Source organism: Emergencia timonensis, assembly GCF_900086585.1.
Taxonomy (GTDB): Bacteria; Bacillota; Clostridia; order Peptostreptococcales; family Anaerovoracaceae; genus Senimuribacter; species Senimuribacter timonensis.
Map to the genome: position 1 here is coordinate 39,160 of NZ_FLKM01000007.1, position 20,574 is coordinate 59,733.

At 48.9% G+C, this 20,574-nt stretch carries 18 protein-coding genes; 2 read left to right on the forward strand and 16 right to left on the reverse strand.

Translation table 11 applies throughout. From position 1 onward, the window contains the following. Window positions 1-343: 343 nt before the first annotated feature. Together carB and carA are read right to left on the reverse strand one after the other, a co-directional pair. Window positions 344-3,520: a carbamoyl-phosphate synthase (glutamine-hydrolyzing) large subunit gene (gene carB / locus BN6539_RS00490; protein WP_067532339.1), complete on the reverse strand. Its 3,177-nt coding sequence runs from the start codon at window positions 3,518-3,520 to the stop codon at window positions 344-346. Beyond that, window positions 3,520-4,620 carry a glutamine-hydrolyzing carbamoyl-phosphate synthase small subunit gene (gene carA / locus BN6539_RS00495; protein WP_067532342.1) on the reverse strand — a complete coding sequence of 367 codons (1,101 nt, stop codon included), beginning with the start codon at window positions 4,618-4,620 and terminating at the stop codon, window positions 3,520-3,522. Before carA ends, carB begins: the two co-directional genes overlap by 1 nt. A gap of 204 nt (window positions 4,621-4,824) precedes the next feature. Here carA and BN6539_RS00500 point away from each other — a divergent pair, with 204 nt between their 5' ends. Further along, window positions 4,825-6,093 carry an argininosuccinate synthase gene (locus BN6539_RS00500; protein ID WP_067532345.1) on the forward strand — a complete coding sequence of 423 codons (1,269 nt, stop codon included), beginning with the start codon at window positions 4,825-4,827 and terminating at the stop codon, window positions 6,091-6,093. Between the two features lie 80 nt (window positions 6,094-6,173). On the opposite strand, the gene BN6539_RS00505 is transcribed toward BN6539_RS00500, so the two are convergent. The 10 genes from BN6539_RS00505 to BN6539_RS00540 form a co-directional block, all read right to left on the reverse strand. Beyond that, entirely contained in the window at window positions 6,174-7,073 is a 900-nt protein-coding gene (locus BN6539_RS00505) for a hypothetical protein (protein ID WP_207645066.1), read from the reverse strand. 51 nt (window positions 7,074-7,124) lie between these two features. Next, a complete protein-coding gene (locus BN6539_RS00510) occupies window positions 7,125-7,508 on the reverse strand; it encodes a hypothetical protein (RefSeq protein ID WP_067532349.1) in 384 nt (127 codons plus the stop codon). A gap of 1 nt (window position 7,509) precedes the next feature. Continuing rightward, window positions 7,510-7,956 (reverse strand): hypothetical protein, encoded by a 447-nt coding sequence (locus BN6539_RS00515; RefSeq protein ID WP_067532352.1) that lies wholly within the window; start codon window positions 7,954-7,956, stop codon window positions 7,510-7,512. Window positions 7,957-7,980: 24 nt separating this feature from the next. Continuing rightward, window positions 7,981-8,103: a hypothetical protein gene (locus tag BN6539_RS23070; RefSeq protein WP_276326610.1), complete on the reverse strand. Its 123-nt coding sequence runs from the start codon at window positions 8,101-8,103 to the stop codon at window positions 7,981-7,983. Window positions 8,104-8,291: 188 nt separating this feature from the next. Then, complete coding sequence (locus BN6539_RS00520) at window positions 8,292-9,017, reverse strand: hypothetical protein (RefSeq protein WP_067532355.1); 726 nt, start codon at window positions 9,015-9,017, stop codon at window positions 8,292-8,294. Between the two features lie 5 nt (window positions 9,018-9,022). Next, window positions 9,023-9,184, reverse strand: coding sequence for a hypothetical protein (locus tag BN6539_RS22200; RefSeq protein ID WP_156524163.1), 162 nt, complete (start codon window positions 9,182-9,184; stop codon window positions 9,023-9,025). Beyond that, on the reverse strand, window positions 9,181-9,975 hold the full coding sequence (locus BN6539_RS00525) for an acyl-CoA dehydratase activase (RefSeq protein WP_067532359.1): 795 nt from the start codon (window positions 9,973-9,975) through the stop codon (window positions 9,181-9,183). The genes BN6539_RS22200 and BN6539_RS00525 overlap by 4 nt, the downstream gene beginning before the upstream one ends. A gap of 441 nt (window positions 9,976-10,416) precedes the next feature. After that, the gene (locus BN6539_RS00530) at window positions 10,417-11,955 is read right to left on the reverse strand and encodes a 2-hydroxyacyl-CoA dehydratase family protein (protein ID WP_067532361.1); all 1,539 of its coding nucleotides are present in this window, start codon (window positions 11,953-11,955) and stop codon (window positions 10,417-10,419) included. Beyond that, complete coding sequence (locus tag BN6539_RS00535) at window positions 11,955-13,145, reverse strand: 2-hydroxyacyl-CoA dehydratase family protein (RefSeq protein ID WP_067532363.1); 1,191 nt, start codon at window positions 13,143-13,145, stop codon at window positions 11,955-11,957. Before BN6539_RS00535 ends, BN6539_RS00530 begins: the two co-directional genes overlap by 1 nt. After that, complete coding sequence (locus BN6539_RS00540; RefSeq protein ID WP_067532367.1) at window positions 13,142-13,930, reverse strand: ATP-binding protein; 789 nt, start codon at window positions 13,928-13,930, stop codon at window positions 13,142-13,144. The genes BN6539_RS00535 and BN6539_RS00540 overlap by 4 nt, the downstream gene beginning before the upstream one ends. Before the next feature lie 802 nt (window positions 13,931-14,732). Here BN6539_RS00540 and BN6539_RS00545 point away from each other — a divergent pair. After that, window positions 14,733-16,340 carry a sensor domain-containing diguanylate cyclase gene (locus BN6539_RS00545; protein ID WP_067532370.1) on the forward strand — a complete coding sequence of 536 codons (1,608 nt, stop codon included), beginning with the start codon at window positions 14,733-14,735 and terminating at the stop codon, window positions 16,338-16,340. A gap of 59 nt (window positions 16,341-16,399) precedes the next feature. On the opposite strand, the gene BN6539_RS00550 is transcribed toward BN6539_RS00545, so the two are convergent. From BN6539_RS00550 to BN6539_RS00565, 4 genes are all read right to left on the reverse strand, one after another. Further along, on the reverse strand, window positions 16,400-17,053 hold the full coding sequence (locus BN6539_RS00550) for an InlB B-repeat-containing protein (RefSeq protein ID WP_182435608.1): 654 nt from the start codon (window positions 17,051-17,053) through the stop codon (window positions 16,400-16,402). Between the two features lie 103 nt (window positions 17,054-17,156). Continuing rightward, the gene (locus BN6539_RS00555; RefSeq protein WP_067532376.1) at window positions 17,157-17,984 is read right to left on the reverse strand and encodes a polysaccharide deacetylase family protein; all 828 of its coding nucleotides are present in this window, start codon (window positions 17,982-17,984) and stop codon (window positions 17,157-17,159) included. Window positions 17,985-17,999: 15 nt separating this feature from the next. Continuing rightward, window positions 18,000-19,616 carry an amidohydrolase gene (locus tag BN6539_RS00560; protein ID WP_067532378.1) on the reverse strand — a complete coding sequence of 539 codons (1,617 nt, stop codon included), beginning with the start codon at window positions 19,614-19,616 and terminating at the stop codon, window positions 18,000-18,002. 2 nt (window positions 19,617-19,618) lie between these two features. Next, window positions 19,619-20,566, reverse strand: coding sequence for a dimethylarginine dimethylaminohydrolase family protein (locus BN6539_RS00565; protein ID WP_067532381.1), 948 nt, complete (start codon window positions 20,564-20,566; stop codon window positions 19,619-19,621). Window positions 20,567-20,574 lie beyond the last annotated feature (8 nt).

The following is a 20,574-nucleotide window of genomic DNA, read 5'->3' on the forward strand; positions in this document are numbered from 1 at the left end:
CATTACAATAACGTTATGCTTTTTGAGTGTTTCCAGCCATGCTCGCGTAACTGAATACTCATCTAATGCAGGTTGCTAGGGGGTATCTACGATTTCTGTTACTTTTCGCTGGAACCTCAAGGCTAAAAGCAGAGATTTAAACTATGAAAAGTAACCTCCTACAACACTTTTATACATTTCGCAAGCAGCAAGACCGTTTTCCAACAAAATAACCTTGAATCCTGCTATCGAGTTACGCAAAACTTACGGAACGGCATCAAAAAACCTAACCGCATCGTAAAAAACGTTCTGTATATACCCCTCTCCCCTATATGCCGACAGACCTGTGAAATCGTGTCTAGTTCTACAGCACGTTATACGAAAGCTCGGTGCCTTTCTGCTTCAATCTGATTGCGATAGCGAAGATTCTTGCGGTGTCCATGCAGGTATGTACCGCAAGTCCCCGTTCGATGGCAGCCCTTCTGATCGGAAAGGTGTCCGCCCCCACTTTGTTGATGGTCTTCGGCGTATTGATGACGATCTGGATTTCCTCGCCGATCAGAGGTTTTACATCGGCGTAGTCGATTTCCTGCGCCGGCACGCCGTGCTCTCCTAGGAAGACCGCCGTCCCCTCTGACGCGTAGAGCTTGAATCCGAGATTGGCATAGGTCTTCAAAACCTCCGCGCTCTCCGCCGTCTTATCGTGGTCCTTCAGGGAGACAAAGACGCCGCCTTCTGCAGGGATTTTCGTTCCTGCACCGAGGAATCCCTTGTAAATCGCCTTATCCAGATCCTGGTCGATGCCCAGGACCTCGCCGGTAGATTTCATCTCCGGTCCCACGGCCACATCCACGTCCGTCAGCTTGGCATCGGAGAAGACCGGAATTTTCACCGCATAGTAATCCTGCTTTTTGTAAAGCCCTGTGCCCCACTCCATGTCGGCCAGCTTTTTTCCAGTCATCGCCGCCACGGCAATTTTGACCATCGGCACCTTAGTCACTTTGCTGAGAATCGGTACTGTCCGGGAAGCACGAGGGTTGACCTCGATGACATAGATCGTCTCTCCGTCCCAGGCGTACTGGATGTTTACCAGACCCACGATGTGCAGCGCCTTGACAATCTTCTTGGTGTTTTCAATCAACTTGTCGATGACTTCCTGTGGCAAGCTGTAAGTCGGATAGACGGTGCAGCTGTCGCCGGAGTGAACGCCGGTGCGCTCGACATGTTCCATGATGCCCGGAATCAGCACGTCGTCGCCGTCGGCGATGGCATCTACTTCAATTTCCTTGCCCTCCACGTATTTGTCAATCAGAACTGGGTGCTCATGGGAGAGTTTTACCGCTTCCTTGAGGTATTTCAGCAGTTCTTCGTCGGAGTAGACCACCTGCATGGCCCTGCCGCCGATGACAAAGGACGGGCGCACGACCAGCGGATATCCCAGACGCTCCACGGCTTCGAAGGCTTCCTCTCTGGTTCTGACTGCGCAGCCCTTTGGCGTAGCGATATCCAGAATATCCAGGAGGTCAGAGAATTTTTCCCTGTCTTCCGCCAGGTCGATGTATTTGTTCTGGGTGCCCAGGATTTTGATGCTTCTGGCTGCCAGCTTTGACGCCAGATTGAGAGACGTCTGTCCGCCGAACTGGAGGATGACACCTTCCGGCCGCTCCTGCTTGATGACGTTCATCACGTCGTCGGTGTGGAGCGGTTCAAAGTACAGCTTGTCGGAGGTGTCAAAGTCGGTGCTGACCGTCTCCGGATTGTTATTGATGATGATGGACTCGTAGCCCAGGTCTTTCAGCGCCCACACGCCCTGGACGCAGCAGTAGTCAAACTCGATGCCCTGGCCGATCCGAATCGGACCGGAGCCGACCACGAGAATCTTATCGTGAGGGGTTTTGACGCTCTCATTCTCACCACCGTAGCTGGAATAGTAATATGGGGTCAGCGCTTCAAACTCTCCTGCACAGGTATCTACCACTTTATATACCGGATAGATATCGTGATAGAGTCTGATATCCTGCAGCACGTCTCTTGCCATGCCCGTCAGGTCCAGGATCTCGTCGTCCGTAAAGCCGCGGTATTCTGCCTCGCGAATCAAATCCGCGGTGATCTCCTCGGTCTGCAGAATTTTTTCCATCTCGATGATGCCATAGATCTTATGGAGGAACCAGCGGTCGATCTTCGTCCTCTCGAAGATTTCTTCCACATCGGCAAGGCCCCTTCTGAACGCCTCCGCGATGCAGAAGATCCGCTCGTCATCCTGCGCCATCAGCTTGTTCATCAGCTTCTCATTGTCAAGACCTGTGACGTAAGGCACTCTGAGGCCCGTACCCTCCACCTCTAAAGAGGCGATGGCCTTCAGCAAAGCGCTTTCAAAGGTTCTGTCGATGGCCATGATTTCGCCGGTCGCCTTCATCTGGGTGCCTAGCTTGCGGGAAGCCGTGCGGAACTTGTCAAAAGGCCACTTCGGGAATTTGACGACGCAGTAATCCAGGGCCGGTTCAAAACAGGCGCTGGAGCCTTCGGTCACGTAGTTCTTCAGTTCGTCCAAGCTGTAGCCGATGGAAATCTTTGCCGCGATCTTAGCGATAGGATAACCTGCCGCCTTCGATGCCAGCGCAGAAGAGCGGCTCACACGCGGATTAACCTCAATGACGATGTATTCGTCTTTGTCAGGATTCAGAGCAAACTGCACATTGCAGCCTCCTTCGATTTCCAGGCTTCTGATGATCTTGAGGGAAGAATCCCGCAGCATCTGATACTGGCAGTCGTTCAGGGTCTGGGTCGGCGCTACGACGATACTGTCGCCCGTGTGAACGCCCACCGGGTCCAGGTTTTCCATGCTGCAGATGATGATGCAGTTATCCTTGGCGTCGCGGATGACCTCGTACTCCACTTCCTTCCAGCCGGCCACTGACTTTTCCAGCAAAATCTGCCCGATGGCGCTCTTCTCCATACCCATCTTGCAGAAGTGCTCCAGTTCTTCCTGATTATGGGCGATACCGCCGCCGGTGCCGCCAAGGGTATAGGCAGGTCTGATGATGACAGGATAGCCGATCTGCTCAACAAAAGCCTGGCACTCTTCCATGGTGGTCGCAATGGTGCTGGGCGGGATCGGTTCGCCGATTTCCAGCATCAAATCCTTGAACGCCTCTCTGTCTTCGGCTTTGTGGATACTCTCTTTGTTGACGCCCAGCAGTTTAGCGCCGTACTTCTCGAACACGCCCTTTTCGTCTAAGGCCATGGCCAGGTTCAGGCCGGTCTGTCCGCCAAAGCCTGCCAGGACGCCCTCCGGCCGTTCTTTCGCCAAGATCTGCTCTACCGCATCCTCGGTGATCGGCTCCAGGTAGACTTTGCCTGCGATGGCGTTATCCGTCATGATGGTGGCGGGGTTGCTGTTGATCAAAATCGTCTCGATGCCTTCCTCCGATATGGCTTTGCAGGCCTGGGTGCCGGCATAGTCAAATTCGGCTGCCTGTCCGATGACAATAGGACCGGAGCCGATGATCAAAACTTTGTTCAGGGTAAAATCTCTAGGCATTACAGTCTTCCTCCTTCCATCAGATTGATAAATTTGTCGAACAGATATCCCGTATCGTTGGGTCCGGGGCTGGACTCGGGGTGAAACTGAACGGAGAAGACCGGCTTAGAGAGGTGCTCCATACCCTCTACGGTTCCATCGTTGAGGTTCAGATGGGTCACTTCCAATCCTTTGAGCACGATGCTTTCGGCCTTGACTGCGTAGCCGTGATTCTGGCTGGTGATGTAGCTTCTGCCGCTGTTCTTATCAAAGACGCCGTGATTACAGCCGCGGTGACCGTATTTCAGCTTGTATGTAAGACCTCCCTGGGCAAGGGCGATGAGCTGGTGTCCCATGCAGATTCCGAAGATAGGCATCTGATCCGGTCCGTAGTTGCTGTTGGTGATCAGCTTTTCTACGATGAGGATGGCTTCTTCTGCGGCCTCTGGGTCTCCCGGCCCGTTGGTCAGAAACACGCCGTCAGGCTTTGATGCCAAAATGGTCTTTGCCTTGGTGCCGTAAGGATAGATGGTCAGGTTGCAGCCTCTTTGGTACAGCTCGTTCAGGATGCTTTTTTTGACGCCAAAGTCCAAGACGGCTACATGATATTTGTTGTCGGGGTTCTCCCACTTCTCCACTGCAGTGACGCCGGCGTCTTTCATCTGATCGCCTCGCAGAAAAGCGTCCCGGCAGATCTTTTCGATGGTCTCCAGGGAAAGCGCCTCCGTGGTGATGACACATTTTTGATTTCCCGTATTTCGAAGCTTCCTGGTAATCTCTCTCGTATCCACATCATAGACGCCGGGTACCTTTTGTTCCGCCAGCCACTGGTCGATGTTCATCACCGATTTCCAGTTAGACGGTTTGAAACAAACGTCTGCCGCCACCACGCCGAAAGCGTGAATCTGCCCCGACTCGTAGTCCGTCTCGTTGATTCCATAATTGCCCAGCAGAGGGTAAGTCATAGTGATAATCTGTTCTTTATAGGACGGGTCGGTCAGGGTTTTCTGATAGCCGGTCATCGCCGTGTTGAAGACCAGTTCGCCGACTCTGGTTCCTTCAAAGCCAAATCCCTTTCCTTTATATATACTCCCGTCTTCCAAATAAATCGTTCCTTTCATCAAGAAGCCTCCAATCAATATTTCTAAGGAGAGAGTATACTATAGGAATTATAAATATGCAAGTATAAATTTATATTCTTGCATATTTTATTATTTTTATTAAAATCCCCTCTTGATTCTGCGGATAATTTGTGGTATATTACAGACATTGATTAATTTTTATTCATATATTCTAATATTTATATAATTTTGGAGGAAAGAACAATGGCAAAAGAGAAAATCGTCCTGGCCTACTCAGGCGGCCTGGACACATCCATTATCATCGCTTGGTTAAAGGAAAATTACGATTGTGAAGTCATCGCAGTCTGCTGCGACACCGGTCAGAAGGAAGACTTTGATGCGATAGAAAAGAAAGCTTATGCAACTGGCGCAGATAAAGCATACATCCTGAATATACAGGAAGAATTCATCACCGACTTCGTCTACCCGACCCTCAAGGCTGACGCGATTTATGAAAACGACTATCTGCTGGGCACTTCCATGGCGAGACCCCTGCAGGCCAAGAAGATCGTAGAGATCGCCGAGCAGGAAGGCGCCTTTATCATCTGTCACGGCTGCACCGGCAAAGGAAACGACCAGGTGCGTTTTGAATCCACCATTCACGCGCTGAACCCTGCTATCAAAATCATCGCCCCTTGGAGAATCTGGGATCTGAAATCCCGTGAAGAATGTATCGACTATGCAAAGGCGCACAACATTCCAATCGCGCAGACCGTCGAGAAGATTTACTCCAGAGACGAGAACATCTGGCACATCAGCCACGAAGGCGGCAATCTGGAAAACCCTTGGAATGAACACAAGCCTGACATCCACGTCCTCTCCAAAACACCGGAAGACGCGCCGAATGAACCTACATATGTGGAAATCTCCTTTGAACAGGGCGTTCCTGTGGCCATCAACGACGAAGAAATGGGACCTGTGGAACTTTTGACTGCCCTCAACAAGTTGGGCAGCGAAAATGGCATCGGCACCATCGATATCATCGAAAACCGTCTGGTAGGCATGAAGTCCAGAGGCGTATACGAGACGCCGGGCGGCACTATTTTGTTCGCAGCCCACAAAGACCTGGAAAAACTCATTCTGGACAGAGACACCCTGCAGTACCGGAACATCGTCTCCCAGAAGTTCGCACAGCTAGTCTATGACGGCCTCTGGTTCACACCGCTGCGTGAAGCCATTTCCGCTTTCGTGGACGAAACCCAGAAGCAGGTCACGGGCAAAGTGAAGATGAAGCTGTACAAAGGCACCGCATGGCCTGTAGCAAGCCAGTCCCCTTACTCCTTATATAATGAAGAGTTCGCTACCTTCAGCGAGGACGAAGTCTACGACCAGAGCGACGCAGAAGGATTCATCAACCTGTTCTCCCTGCCGCTGAAAATCAGAGCCATCCAGAAGCAGAACCTGGAAGGCATCCCAGAAGCGCAGAAAGCCCTGCCGAAGAAAGTATTCAAAGGCGGAGAGTTTGTGGAATAGGAGATATAACTTAGAAACCCCTAGAACATTTCGTTCTAGGGGTTTTGTTTGTATGGTTCCTCTCTCGTAATGGGCATCACTTATAATTTCTTTACTATTTTTTCATATTCTTCAAAGTCGATCCCAGCAGTCTTACAGGCTTCAGATAGTGTTAAACCATCATATGTCCTGAGTCTCTCTACAGCTACAAGAGTGCCTCTGATTTCATCTAACGGAACCTTGGCGTTAGACTCTCGCAAAAGCAATCCTTTATAATCATCATAAGACATCCCGATTGCTTCGCATGCTTTCTCTATAGTCGTATCCTTAGTCTTGGCAATATTTGCAACAGACATCAGGATTCCTCTGACTTCATCATCCGATATATATGCAGTCGGTTGGTTGTTTTTTACATCAGCTCTGTCTAATATATCCTGATCTGTGTAATGGATATTTCCCAGATAAGTGGATCCATCTCTATGAACTACCATCACATTGTCAAAAGTATCTATGAAGGTTCTCCCATTTTGGGTATACTTGTAGCCTACAACTTTTACAAATTCCACTTTTTCATCATAGGCATATTCGAATTTATGGCTTTCTTTTCCAGGCGCGAGTTTTTCTGACTTGTTTTCATCAGTTGCTTCAATGTAACTCAAATTTTTATCGCACGCATAAACTAATATTCCTTCTAGTGTAAATGAATCATCTGACATATTTTTTGCTTTATAGGATACTTTTTTTATTTCTGAAGAATCATCTTCAACGCCGGTAAAAGATAGAATAATCTTATCCTGAACTGAATTCAATACTGCCTCACTCTTATTATCACTTGGCTCTGAAGAACAAGCTACGAAACAGAAACATATTGCAGCAACCATGCATACCGTACATATTATTTTTTTCATATGCTTTACCACTTTTATCTCCTTTTGTACTATGTTTATTACAACTATTTTTAAAAGCACGCATCCTTTCCAATTACGCTCTTTATATACCAAACAAATTTTAGAGCCGAAATTCTGCTACATTCACGTCTTCCTTCCTATCATTTAATCAGAGTCCTCCTCGACATGATGTATATATTTACTGTACTTTGACTCCTCCAGTTTTATATAGATTTCGTCAGGGTGATCTTCGCTCGTAAAAATCTCTGTACCTACATCTAGCATATTGGCTGCAAAATTTCTCTCCACCATGGGGTCAAAACTCGACACCTTCTCTTTTACCGTCCCTACCAGCGAAAACCCCTCAGGCGGAGATTTTGCAACAATACCGATCTCGCCATAAACTCGATCATTGATACAGACCAGCGGTTTATATCCATATATCTCCTTTGCCGGGAAAGGGTCGCCAGACATAAACACCCCAAAAATCACACAGATGCATGCTGCCAATAGTAACGGCAGCAGCGGATTTTTTAAAAGTTTTTTCATTTTATTTCCCCAACTTCACTTTGCCGTAAAGATACCACTGAAAAAGAGCAAAGGCTGCCACTGCCAGGAATGCCGACAGCCAAAAGGTTCCCATTGCACTGGATAGGCCAAAATGCAAATCCATGGCGGCATCAGGTTCATAGATAGTCCATAGGTATCTTTTGAAATAGAGGATGGAATAGATATAGATCCCCAAAACTCCTGCAAAGGCTGCTTCTCCCAAGAGAGCATACCACCGTTTCGGCTTGTCCCCTAACGTCCAAATGAACAGAATCAGGATAACAAAGGGAATCCACAGGTAATGCTCCATCACAACCTCATATCCCCAAAACAAAGGTGCATTGTCACCTCGGTCGAACCACGGTAAAAGGCTGGAACAAAGCATCAAAACAAATGCAATTTTGAAAGAGCGTGTAATCGCTCTGTTTTTATCAATTTTAATTACCATACTTCTCCTCCCCCGTACTTTAACTCAGCCTCGCAGCAGCTGATAGATCTTGTACAGCAAAATCGGCGTTGCGACAATTGCTGCCGCGATTACGGCCTTAACTAAAAGCGCCACAATCATCAATAAACTTGGTAATATATCTAGCATAGTTTTTCTTTTCTCCTAATAAACCCTTCTCTCTTCATTTTATCCTATAATTTCATTCAGTCAATATATAGGCAACATATTTAAGAATTCTTAAGAAATGCCTGTGCGCCTCATACCACAATTCGTCCACACAACTAAAAAACGGAGTGAAAATTGAATAAGATCAATTTCCCTCCGCTCTATGTTTTTTATTTCGTCAATGCTGCCTGGTGCAGCTCCCGCAGTCCTTCCACCTCGTCGCAGACCGGTTTTAGATTACAGGACGAACAATCCATGACTAGGTTGTTGAAAATGTGATTCATCGATTTTGTAATCTGCTCCCCCTGGTGCGCCAGATTGGCAAGCTGCTCGTATGGAAAATCAGCCGCTGTCACAAAGATCAGCTTCACTGCCGCTGCCTTTGGATGGGTGTGATATCCTTTGAGAAAAGAGCGCCCCACCTTTTCAAAAGAAAGTCCCTGTTCGAGGGCTTTACGGCTGATGCGCACCGGCTCGCGCTCACTAGCCGCAGAAATCCGCATCATGTACCCCTCCGGGTTGACATGGTATCGCGTGTACTCCATCTTCCGCAGGTCGGAATAGGCTTCCGCCTCACCAGAAAAACACCCCTCTGGCACACGGATCAGCGTCAGCCTGGCATAGGGCACATCCCCTTCAATTTCAGAAAGATCCGGACCCAGCCGCCAGATTTCGTCCTGCGGCACGAAGCTTTGATCAGAAGTATAGAAGAGGCCGCTGACAGCCGGAAGATTCCCGCCGCCCAGCTCATAGGCCATATCCGATTTCAAGACCAGGTCAAATTCTCCGCTGTCACGGCAGGCCTCACCCCGGCATTCGCCCCGCACCATCTGTCCGCCTTCGGCAGATGCGATCAGCTGCAGCGCCTGCGAAATCAATTTGTCATATAACCGCATGGCAATCAGACCATCCTGTCTCGTTTAATTTTGTCATAATGAGGCGCCAGCAGATCCCCCAGCTTTGCAGCCATCTTCATGTCCAAATTAAAGAAAAACACCAAAAGACTAAGCAAAAACAATGCAACGACCACGCAGACGATAATCAATACTACTTTTAATATCATAATGCCATTCCTTTCTGCCGCGCAAACTCGGCTGCTCCCAAAGCGCCCATTAGCTGCGGGTCCACAGCCAGATCCACGACCCTGACCTTCAATACCTTTTCAATGGCTTGTTTCAATCCGCCGTTCTTGGCACAGCCTCCTGTCAAAGTCACGCTGTCCGTGACGCCCGCTTTTTTCGCCATGACAAAACACCGCTTCGCAACAGATACCTGGATTCCCGCTGCGATTTCCTCCATGGGTTTGCCTTCCCCGGCCAGGGAGATGACTTCACTTTCTGCGAAGACCGCACACTGGGCTGTGATGGGAATCACGTTTTTTGCCTTTAGGGACAGTGCCGAAAACTCGTCCAGGGACATTTCGAAGGCTCTGGCCATGGTTTCGAAAAATCTGCCAGTTCCCGCAGCACATTTGTCGTTCATGGCAAAATTCAGCACGGTTCCGTCCGTATCGATGGCGATGCCTTTGACGTCCTGCCCGCCGATGTCGATGATGGATTTGACCTCCGGGTTGACCACATGTACACCCATGGCGTGACAGCTGATTTCCGAAATGTTTTCATCGGCAAAAGGGACTTTATTACGTCCGTAGCCCGTTCCCACAAGGTAGGTCAGATCCTCCGCACTCGCAAGATCATCCACCTGGGAAACTGCAGCGTCCAGAGCCTCACGGGCGCTGAGCACCGGATTGATCCGGCTCTTGCTGATTACCGAAGCTCTGATCGCTCCGGTTTCATCTATAATTACACTCTTTGTATAGGTACTTCCGGCGTCACAACCGCCAAAATAGTTCATTCTCTTTTCCTCCAACATTAAAAGTATGACCCAGCAAATTGGGTTAGGACTCCATTATACGACTAGCGCCTTGCCGCTCACCGCTCTCTTCGCTCTCGCCTTGCGGGGCGCTAAAGCATAAGGACTGTCCATCAATTTGCTGCGCAAATTGGGACCAGTCTAGGCCGTAGAGTGCCACGCGCTAAAGCGCTGCACTCCTGACCGGGGTCCTACCTGCAATTTGCTGCGCAAATTGGGTTAGGACTCCATTATACGACTAGCGCCTTGCCGCTCACCGCTCTCTTCGCTCTCGCCTTGCGGGGCGCTAAAGCATAAGGACTGTCCATCAATTTGCTGCGCAAATTGGGACCAGTCTAGGCCGTAGAGTGCCACGCGCTAAAGCGCTGCACTCCTGACCGGGGTCCTACCTGCAATTTGCTGCGCAAATTGGGTTAGGACTCCCTACCAGCACTTGGCGTCATCGAAATCCTCCAGTGACGGGTCGAGGGGTTCTTCTCTCAGCACGGTGCGCATATAGCGATTAACTTCCATACGCATGTCTTTTCTCGATGCGTCCTCCGGTTTCATCAGGTTATGGGTTACCCAAATCAGGTGGATACCGTGCTTGCGGGCTTCCTCTTCAAAGATACCGTGATAGCCGCTCATGGCCTTGCATCCCATATGGGTGTACATGACCACCATATCCACGTTAAAGTATTCGCAGTAGCGCCAAAGGGCCTCCACGCCCACTTCGTATCCGCCGTTGGAGCGGTTTCTCATAATCATGTTCTCGTAAAGGTGTGCCAGATCGTAAATAGCCTGCTCTTTGTCCTCCGTATTGATTTCGTCCATAGAAACCAGGCTCAGCATATCCGCAATAGGCACGATGCCCCAGCAGTTCTGCATCCAGATCGGAAAGGCTGTATAGTAGGCAGCCTGCACGCCCCAGGTGATGGCACGATGGCGGACTTCTTTCACTACCGGCGCTTTGCGCTCAAAGGCCTGCATAGCCAGAGCCGTCAATTTTTCGTCCACCTTCAGGAAGTCGTCGTTTCTGCCGCCTGCCGCCTGATAGACACCGTAACGATACAGCGCCAGGTTGTCTCCGATAACCTGGGGATAAGGGGTGCGGGAAATCTCCAGCCACTCCTTGGCGTGTTGGGATTCTTTGTTAAACCGCTTCATGGAAGCAAAGAAAGCGTCCCAGTCAAAGGTTTCTCCGGTCTGCTCCTCGATAAAGTGGATGGCATTTTTGATCTCATCAGCAGCATATTCCTGTACACTTTCCTGCGTATGGCGGATCGGCACTGCCAGCTGGAAAGTCGGAATCTTGAAGCATCTGGCCTCGATGCCATTGCCCATGGCGCTTCCATCACAGGTTGTATTGCACTGCACCGCACACTTTCCAATCAGAGGAAAGTCGTCGTCGATGGCCAGCCCCAGTTCCGCCGCCGGCATCGGGCACACATCGCCCGGCACACCGTATTCGCTGGTTACGTCGATATAGTGAGATACGCCAGTCTGATTCATCATGGCGCTGGTATAGATGGCAGGCACCTCTACCGATACCCACTGCAGATTGGGGAATCCATTCATGATTTCACTCATCATGTTTTCATCAAGGAGCACGATTCGGTTACTCAGTTCTTTGTCGTTGCCGATGCGAGGGTCTGCCTTGAACACCGTGTTAACCATCTCGCACATGTCGGCTACGATAAGCCCCAATCCCATATGAGCCATGCGAAGCTGCTCTCCCCGCATGCCTTCCGTATGACGATCAAAGAAATCTGGTACCGCCAGATAGTTCAGCATCCAGCGATAGCGGAAAAAGCCTTTGATGTTTCTCGGCTTTGCCATGAACTTGATCAGGACCTTCCATATCTTCAGCCACTGGGTGTAGGCGTACCAGGTGTCCTTGAAACCGCGCCACTCCCGGCGCTTCCTTGCTTTCTTCCCGTTGTACAGCTCGCCCAGGCGACCGCTTCCTAGTTCTTTTCCCATTACTTCGCCCCCTTCTGCAGTTTCTTGATTTCGATGCTTTCCACAAAGGCCTGGATTCTGGTACGAATCTGTCCAGAGCTTCCCACCGAATACGGGTGGTCGATGGAGAGGATGGGGTAACCGTACTCCTGCCGCATGATATGGGTGGATGCGGCCTGTTCATATCCCCAGTAATCACAGAATTTCAGATATTGATAAATGATGCCGTCGGCCCTGTACTCCTTTGCCAGGCTGTCTATGTAAGCCTTGCGCTCTTCGATCTTCTCTGTATTCATGTAGCGCGGACACTGGCCCCGCATCATATACTGCCTGCAGATCTGCGTCAGGACATCCTCATCTTCTGTCAAAAGCAAAGGCTGCCGCTCTGGGAAGGAGCCGAAACAGAAACGGTCTACCGCCACGTAGGCGCCCGCTTCCTCCGCCAGCTTGATCAGCTCCGGACTGTCCAGCTCCGAGCCTGCCAGCAGAACACGGGCACGGAACGGACTTTTCTCGTCCGGCTTCCGCTGCCGCACCTCTGCCAAAGTCTCCTCCAGCTTCTCAATCAGAAGATCGTGGGGACAGCTGTAGGTGGCAAGACATAAAACTGCAAACTCATATCCTGTAATCGGCGGATTTTCTTCTTTGCGAAAAGACCCGATCTCCGTAATCAGTCCATTGATTCGGTTTTGATTTTCTACCGCCTGCCGCAAAGCCCCATCAGATACATCGATTCCGTACACCTCCGACAAAGGTGCAAGCACCCGCAGGCGCATCTGCCTGACGTAGTGGGCTAACGCCGTTTCGTCCGCCTTCATGGGAACGTCGGCATAGGATACAAAGAATTTTTCCTTGTTGCATAACTGCAGCTTCTCGATATTCTCTACGCAGCGGTTCATCTGGGCGCAGGCGTCCGGTGCCAGTATGCAGTCCAAAAATTCGTATCCGCCCTCTAAGGCTCTCTCCAGATAGGCGCGGCAGCCTTCGCAGAGAAGGCTGGTCATGTAGTAGGTGCCCATTTCGATGGAGCCGGTCCGCGGTGCGCGCAGACGCACGGCAAAGGTACCCGGCAGGTTGAGCAAAACCTCTGGAATCAGAGAGCAGACGCCGCCGATGGCGATGTCGCCCCGCTGCAGACCTTCTCTGACCAAGTCGTTGTTCACCTCTTCTAATAAGTTTTCGAAGTAATATAAATGTTTTAAATCTTTCACTGTTTCTCTCCTGTTTCGATAATTCCCAGAGCCGCCAAAGCTCCCGCCGCACCCCGGACAATTTCTGCCTCATCGGGCAAGAAAAAGACATTCTCCCCTAACAGGTCGAACTTCGCCAGCTGATCATCACTCTGGATATAGGCCAAGACAGGCAGCGCGCCTGTATCGACCAAATTCTTGGCTTCCGGCCCGGGAATGCGGTTGACGATTACACCCATCTCATCGTACATGACCAGACGGTCCGCCACACCTTTGATGGTCTGCACCACCTGTATCCCCTTGCGGCTGGCGTCTGTGATCAAAACCAGGTGGGTGACCTTCTCCATCACCCGGCGGTTGATCTGTTCGATGCCGGCTTCTCCGTCGATGACCACGTAATCAAAATTCTCCGACAGCATCTGGATCACATCCTTCAGATAGGAATTGATCTTGCAGTAGCAGCCGGCGGATTCCGGTCTCCCCACTGCGATAAACGCAAATCCATTCTGTTCGCTTACAGCGTCGTAAATTTGGTATTTTGCTTCCCCCAGAAGCTCGATAGCTGCCTTGGTCTGTCCGTCTTCCACAGTCTCCACTACTTCCATACGGATGTCGTCGATGGTCTTCCCCTCTTCAATCCCCAGGGCCGTGGCTAGTCCCACCGCCGGGTCCGCATCGATGGCGAGAATCCGCTTTCCGGGGAACCTCTTTGTCAGTATCTTTACCATGGCGGCTGCGATGGAAGTCTTTCCGACTCCCCCTTTGCCCGCCACCGCTATCATCGTTGTTTTTTGTTCTTCCTTCATCACGCTTTATACTCCTGTCCCAATATAGAATTATGCCATGTGCATTCCACTATGAATAATATCGGGGCACATGATTCAATGATTCCTACATTGCAGCAACGTATGCTTCGCATACTCCTTCGCTCACGTTGTTCGCTGCGCTGTCCGTTTTGCCTAGCCGCTCGCTACGCTTGCGGGGCAAAAAGGCGAAGCTGTAGGATTGTGCGTTCATTATACCACAATTCTCTTTTTCTGTGTAGAAGGAATGGGCATCCCCGCGGCAAGCGCATGAAACAAAGGTTGACACTCCTTCTTCACAACCCTGTGACAGCGGAAACAAAAAAAGTGCCTTCATTTTCAATTTTTTAATCCTTAATGGCACATTTTTTGATTATTGTAAACCAATCCGCCTTCATTCGCAAATTATTTTCCATTACTTGCGCATTCCAAAGATTCAGAACGAATAAAATTCCTTTATTTTACATTTATGAGATATTCTGTTTCAAACACGGTTCTACAGATCAAGGAAAGAGACAAAAAAAGAGAAATATGCTTGTTTTTCACACGTTTTGCAAAGGGAGTAATGCAAGTAAATTCAAAAAAATTAAAAATGAAGGCGCAGATACAGGTCTGGATAGCCTTTTGTGCCATAATATCCTGTTTTTTGTTTAATGAAGGCGCGCAATCTATTTCAGGAACCTATTCCAGGAATTTGCTGTGGGAGTCCCTTTGTTTTACCAAAATTTCCGAAAATTCACCTTCATAACCATCATCAAATATGATATGATAAAGGTATAGTATTTAATTAGGGAGATAAAAGAAGATGGACCTACACAAGCTGACAGAACACAAAAAGACTTTACTTTTTACTGCCATATTTATCATCGTCAATATTGCGGGGATATTTTTTATTAGTATTCACGAATCTAACGCAATTGACAAATACCTCATAGAAGAAGCCACTGACACTCGTGACGATTTTAATAACGTCCTTGCAGATTATAAACACTCTTTTCAGATTTTTACAGAAATGCTGTCGCGGGAAATCGAAAACAATCCCGATCCCGACCAAATCTGGAACTACCTGAAAACCATAGATACTAAAATGTTGGATATCGAAGGTGATACCTTCGACGGTCTTTACATGTATTATAAGGGACGTTACCTTTACAGTTGGGACACGCCTTACGCAGAGTACGAAAAGACGGGCTATGTTGCCACGGAGCGCCCGTGGTACAAGGACGCTGCTGCCGGAGAAGGCAAAATCGTCTTCACGCCGCCCTACATGAGCTACGCCAACCATTATATTTTGTCAACCATTTCTCAGCTGCAGCCTGACAAAGAAACAGTCTTCGCCTATGACATCAAAATGGGGAATATCCAGGATCTGATTCATTCCATGAATCGTTTCAAAGGTGAACAAGTTATCCTATATAATCAAAACGGTACGATTATCGGCAGCACCACCGAGGCCTATCTGGGGAGCAGTTTTCACGACTCCATCCCAGAGGCGAGGGCGCGAATTGATGAAGCCAAAGAAGAGTTGGCAGCTATCGACGAGAACGATGCCGACGAGATAGAAAAAGCAAAAGAGAAGATTGCCTCTGCCACTTCTTTTTACAACTTCCGAGAATCATTCAAGGATAATCTGCCACTGCTTGCGAAAAGCAATGACAAGGCTCACTCAATTACTATCGATGGCAGCCGCTATTACGGTTATCTGTTACAAGAAGATGATTACAGTTTTCTCGTGCTCATCCCATTCTTATCTATGCTCAAGGCAACCTTAGGTAATTGGCTGGTACCGCTGCTGCTCATCGAACTGCTGTTGATTTATATCCTGAATCAAATCAGCCGGGCACTTAAGAATCGGGAGTTAAAAGAGGCCTATGTAGAGCTGGGCCAGACACAGAAACGTCTGCAAATCGCATTGAAGGCCGCGCAGAAAGAAGCTGCCATCGACGAATTGACCGGCATGATGAACTTCAGTTCTTTCAAGAAAAACATGACTAAAATCCTCACCGAAATGGAACCAGATGACAGCGGAATCTTCATCATGATAGACGGCGACCATTTCAAACAGGTCAATGACAATTACGGTCACAATATCGGGGACGAAGTCATCAAATTGACTGCCCAGATGATTGTCGGACGTATCAGGACTATCGATATCGCTTCCCGTCTTCACGGCGATGAATTTGCAATCTTTGTAGCGGATACCGACGATTACTCTGTTGCACAGAGAATCATGAAAGATATCAATCAAACCCTGGCAAAAGAAGCCGCAAAACGGAATATGCCTGCCATCACCCTATCTGCTGGCGCGGTACTGGCAAAACAAGGAGATACCTATGTGGCTTTGTCAAAGGCAGCCGATGTGGCATTATATCGGGCAAAAGAAACTCATGACGGCGGATTTGCACATGAATAGATTACAAAGGGGACTGTCATTTCTGACAGTCCCCTTTTCTATGCACATTTCTTCTTTTCCTATTCTTTTTCCCATTTTGCATAGAGCGTATAGTCTCGGTCCGCATCCTTGTCAATATAGGTAATCTTCCTCGTACGGCCGCGGTCTATATACCAGCCTTTAAACTCATAACCCTTTTTTACCGGGTCTTTGAGGGTGACTCTTTCGTTATAGTAGACACGCGGACTTCTTCTGGCCAGTCTGCCGCCTTTGGTGTGATATTTGATCGAATAACCCACTGTAACCTTGCAAATGGCCCTGACACTGGGATTTGAGCGCTGGGATACAACGATATTAGTTCTGCCCGGACGGATGCCTTTTACAATGCCATCTGACGTCACCTTAGCCACTTTTCGGTTGGTAGATACCCAGCGAAAGTTCGTGCCTTTCCGGGTGGGCGGATAATAAAAGGCTTTCAGTCTCAGCTTTTCCCCTCTGCCGATTTTTGCGCCTTTTCGGTTCATTTTTAACTTGGGGAATGACGAGGAGTTCTCCACACCTGGAAAACGATTTCCCGTATCCATCACTTGCAATTTCAGTTCTTTAGAAGAACTGTCGCTTACATTCCCCTGATTTACTGAATCTATTGTCTGCCCAAATGCGTATATGGCCGTTGCCGTCAAAATCATACTGATCGATAACAAAGTGCAAATGAGCCTTCTTATTCTCTTCATGACCTTCTTCCCTTCTGTAATGATGCTGCTATTGTTGGAAATATTAATCTCTAAAAACATAGTAACATATTTTCCGGTAGAAAGTACACTCTTTTAAGAATTTTTAAGAATTAAAAGATTCTTCCAGGCCTTGTCTCGCCAGCCTGCTGATATCCAGTGCAGGGCCTATGGCGACACCCGCTTTGGTCTTCATATAGCAAAGCAAGTCCTCCAGCATATTAACCCGGCTGACACGGCCGATGCACTGGGGATGAAGTACCAGAGTCATCAGTCCGCCCTCATCGTACAGTCCGTCAAACTCACTCTGCCAGATTTCCTTTACATAAGACGGCGAACAGATCCTCCTTCTCTCCGGCATCTGCAGAGTAAAGAAGAAGTGAGACGTGTCATCATAAAGCCAGGAGAAAGGTAGTTCTATCAGTTTCTCGCCATCTCCACTTTCGTGATAATAAGGCCAGTCGCAAGCCATCGTATTAGAAGAATACTCAAAACCGCTAGCCATGACATTCGCAATCGTCTCTTCGGTCAAAATCGCTTCCGGCGCTCTGTAACCAAGCGGTTCTACCCCCAGCAGTTCTTTCATGATTCTCTTTGATTTCTCCACCAATTCTCGATCCTGCTCTGGGAAGTAGGTCGTCTCATGAAGATAACCGTGATAGCCGATTTCATGTCCTCGTCTGACGATTTCCCGACAGGTCTCTGTATGCTGCTCTATGACCCAGCCTGGAATGAAGAAGGTCGCTTTCAACTGCTGTCTGTCCAGCATATCCAAAATTCTCGGCACTCCTACATTGGGTCCATATGCCCCTTCTGCCATCAGATTCGGATTATTTTTGCTGTCCATGGTTCTGGAAAACCAGAAAGTCTCTGCATCTAAATCAAAGGTCAGGGCTACGCCCATTTTTATGCCTTGCGGCCAATTTTTTCTCATCTCATTCTCCTCCTGTTATGCTCTGTATTTACAATCGCCGTCGATATATGTTTCCAGCACCTTAATCTCTTTGATCTCATTCTCCGGCACGGTAAACACATCGTCAGACAAAATGACAAAGTTTGCCTGTTTGCCGACTTCCAGAGAGCCAAGCCGATCTTCATCTTTGGAAACATAAGCCCCGTAAATAGTATGCATCTTGACAGCCTCCAGTCTGCTGAGGCGCTCCTCTGAGTACCACCCGCCCTCAGGCTGACCTGTGAGATCTTTTCTCGTCACGTTGACCTGGATTCCTTCCAGCGGATTGACTGACTCAATGGGCAGGTCTGAGCCTGCTGCCAGCCTGATGCCCTGTTTCAGCATAGAGTTGAAACAATAGCTGGTCTTCATTCTGTCACCTACCCTGTCATCTGCAATACTCCAGTCAGAATGGATGTACATAGGCTGCACCAGACCGATAGCATCGACCACTTTATATTTTTCAAAGATTCGTTCATTCATAATCTGGCTGTGGATAATCGACGGCCTCAATCCCTTCGCCTTGATTTCTTCTTTGACAGAGATACACCCGTCGAGGAAGTTTTCCACCGCTGCGTCTCCAATAGCGTGAATGGTCAAGTCAAAGTCGTGATCGACAATCTCTTTGGCAATGCGGGCAAGTTCCTCTTTGTTCCAGTAAAGGCATCCGCAGGTATCCGGCTTATCACTGTACGGTTCATTGAGTCCCGCTGACCAGGCCCCCAGTGATCCGTCGCCAAGGAATTTGATGGGACCGATTTTGACGTTGCCAAAACGCTGCCAGGAATGAAATCCAAAATCAAAAAACTCCTGCAGTTGATCCGGTCTGTGAATACGCAGTTGCAGAACCAGGTCAATGGGCATTCGTCCCTCAGCAAATAGTTCCAAGTAGGCCTCCCAAAGCGCGCGTTTGTCACTCACGGAATAAAAGTCCTCTGTATGACACACGGTTACACCGTTCTTAACCATTTCGTCAAAAGAAAAGGCCAGTAGTTCTTTTAATTCCAGCTTATCTCCGATCTTTGGCACGCAGTCCCCGATTAAGCTCATCGCACTTTCCAGCATGACGCCAGTAGGAGAACCATCAGCAAATCTCACCAGTTCTCCGCCCTGTGGGTCTTTGGTATTCCGGTCCACTCCAGCAATCCTCATGGCCATAGAATTGGCAGCGCAGATGGTTCCGCATCTTCGATTGAGCATCAGCGGGTGCTTGTCTGTAATCTGATCCAACTGCTCACAGGTAGGGAACTGTCCATCGGGAAAAGCCTCCTGATCCCAGCCAAAACCGGTAACCCACTGGCCTTCAGGAATATTCACATCGGCAATATACGCTTTCATGGTTTGAACCAGTTCCTCTACACTCTTCACCCCGCTGAGAAGTGCCGTTTTCTTCTCAAAGATGGCGTGGTCCAGAAGATGAATGTGTGCGTCGATGAAGCCAGGCAATACGTCTCGGCCAGCCAGATCTACAATCTCACAATCGCCCATCGCCTTGATGACCTCATCCTTGGTACCCAGCGCTGCAATCTTTCCGTCTTCACAGCCCATAGCCTGATAAAGACGATTTTCTGCATCAATTGCTCTAATTCTTCCATTAATAAATATTCGTTTCATTCTTAACCTCTTTTCAAAAATGCCGTACAGCAGTGAATCGCTCCGTAACCCTTCAAGATTTCATCAAACTGCACCGGTATGACTTTAATTCCATTTTGTTCGAGCAGTTCCTGGGACCGGGGATTGCCAGCCGGCATAACCACAAGCCCCGGTTCAATGGCTACAAAGTTGATAGCCAGCCCCTCTTTTGCCTCAATCTGTGACGGGCATTCCAGCAGCTTGATGCCTTTTTTCTTCAGTGCATCGCAGACATCATAGGGAACCTGTGATGCATGAATCATAGCTATCTCTTGACTGGCCATATTGAGCAATCCGTCAATATGGGCGTGGCCATAAGGAATCTGCATGTGTAAAATATCGGTGACTCCCATGCGCCGCAATTCTTCCTCTACCATCTCGTAGCCTTCCCGATTCGTTCTGACCCCTGAAGCTAAAACGACTGTGTGACGATCAATCCAAAGACCCATGGCCCCCTCAAAGGTGGCACTGCCGCAGACCGTTCTGATGATGGGAACGCCTAAGTCCGCTAATTTCTTTGCAGCGAAACGTTCTTCTCCTCGTCGCGCTTCCATAGCCGGTCTGGTCACAATGGCGCCCTCCGGCGTCATAAACACTAGATCCCGACAAAAGAGGGCATTGGGTCGGTCGCTTCGCTGCTCTTCTATGTAATGCACTCTGACTCCGTGGTCTCTGTAGATGTCTGCCAAAGCGTCATGCTGTGCCCTGAATCGTTTTACATCAATTGGCGCCTTAAATCTGGCCGCCTGCCAATCGAATTTTTCAATTTCAGTTCCCGGCCGCCGCATCAAAACGTCACGCAGGGGATCGACTTCGGAGCAGACACCCCAGTCGCCCCAAAGATCGCACATATCCTCAATGATGGATGTCTCTTTCGCAAACCACCGTTCGCCCGCCAAAGCGTCGATATCTATTCTCTTTTTTTCTTCCATCTTGTCTT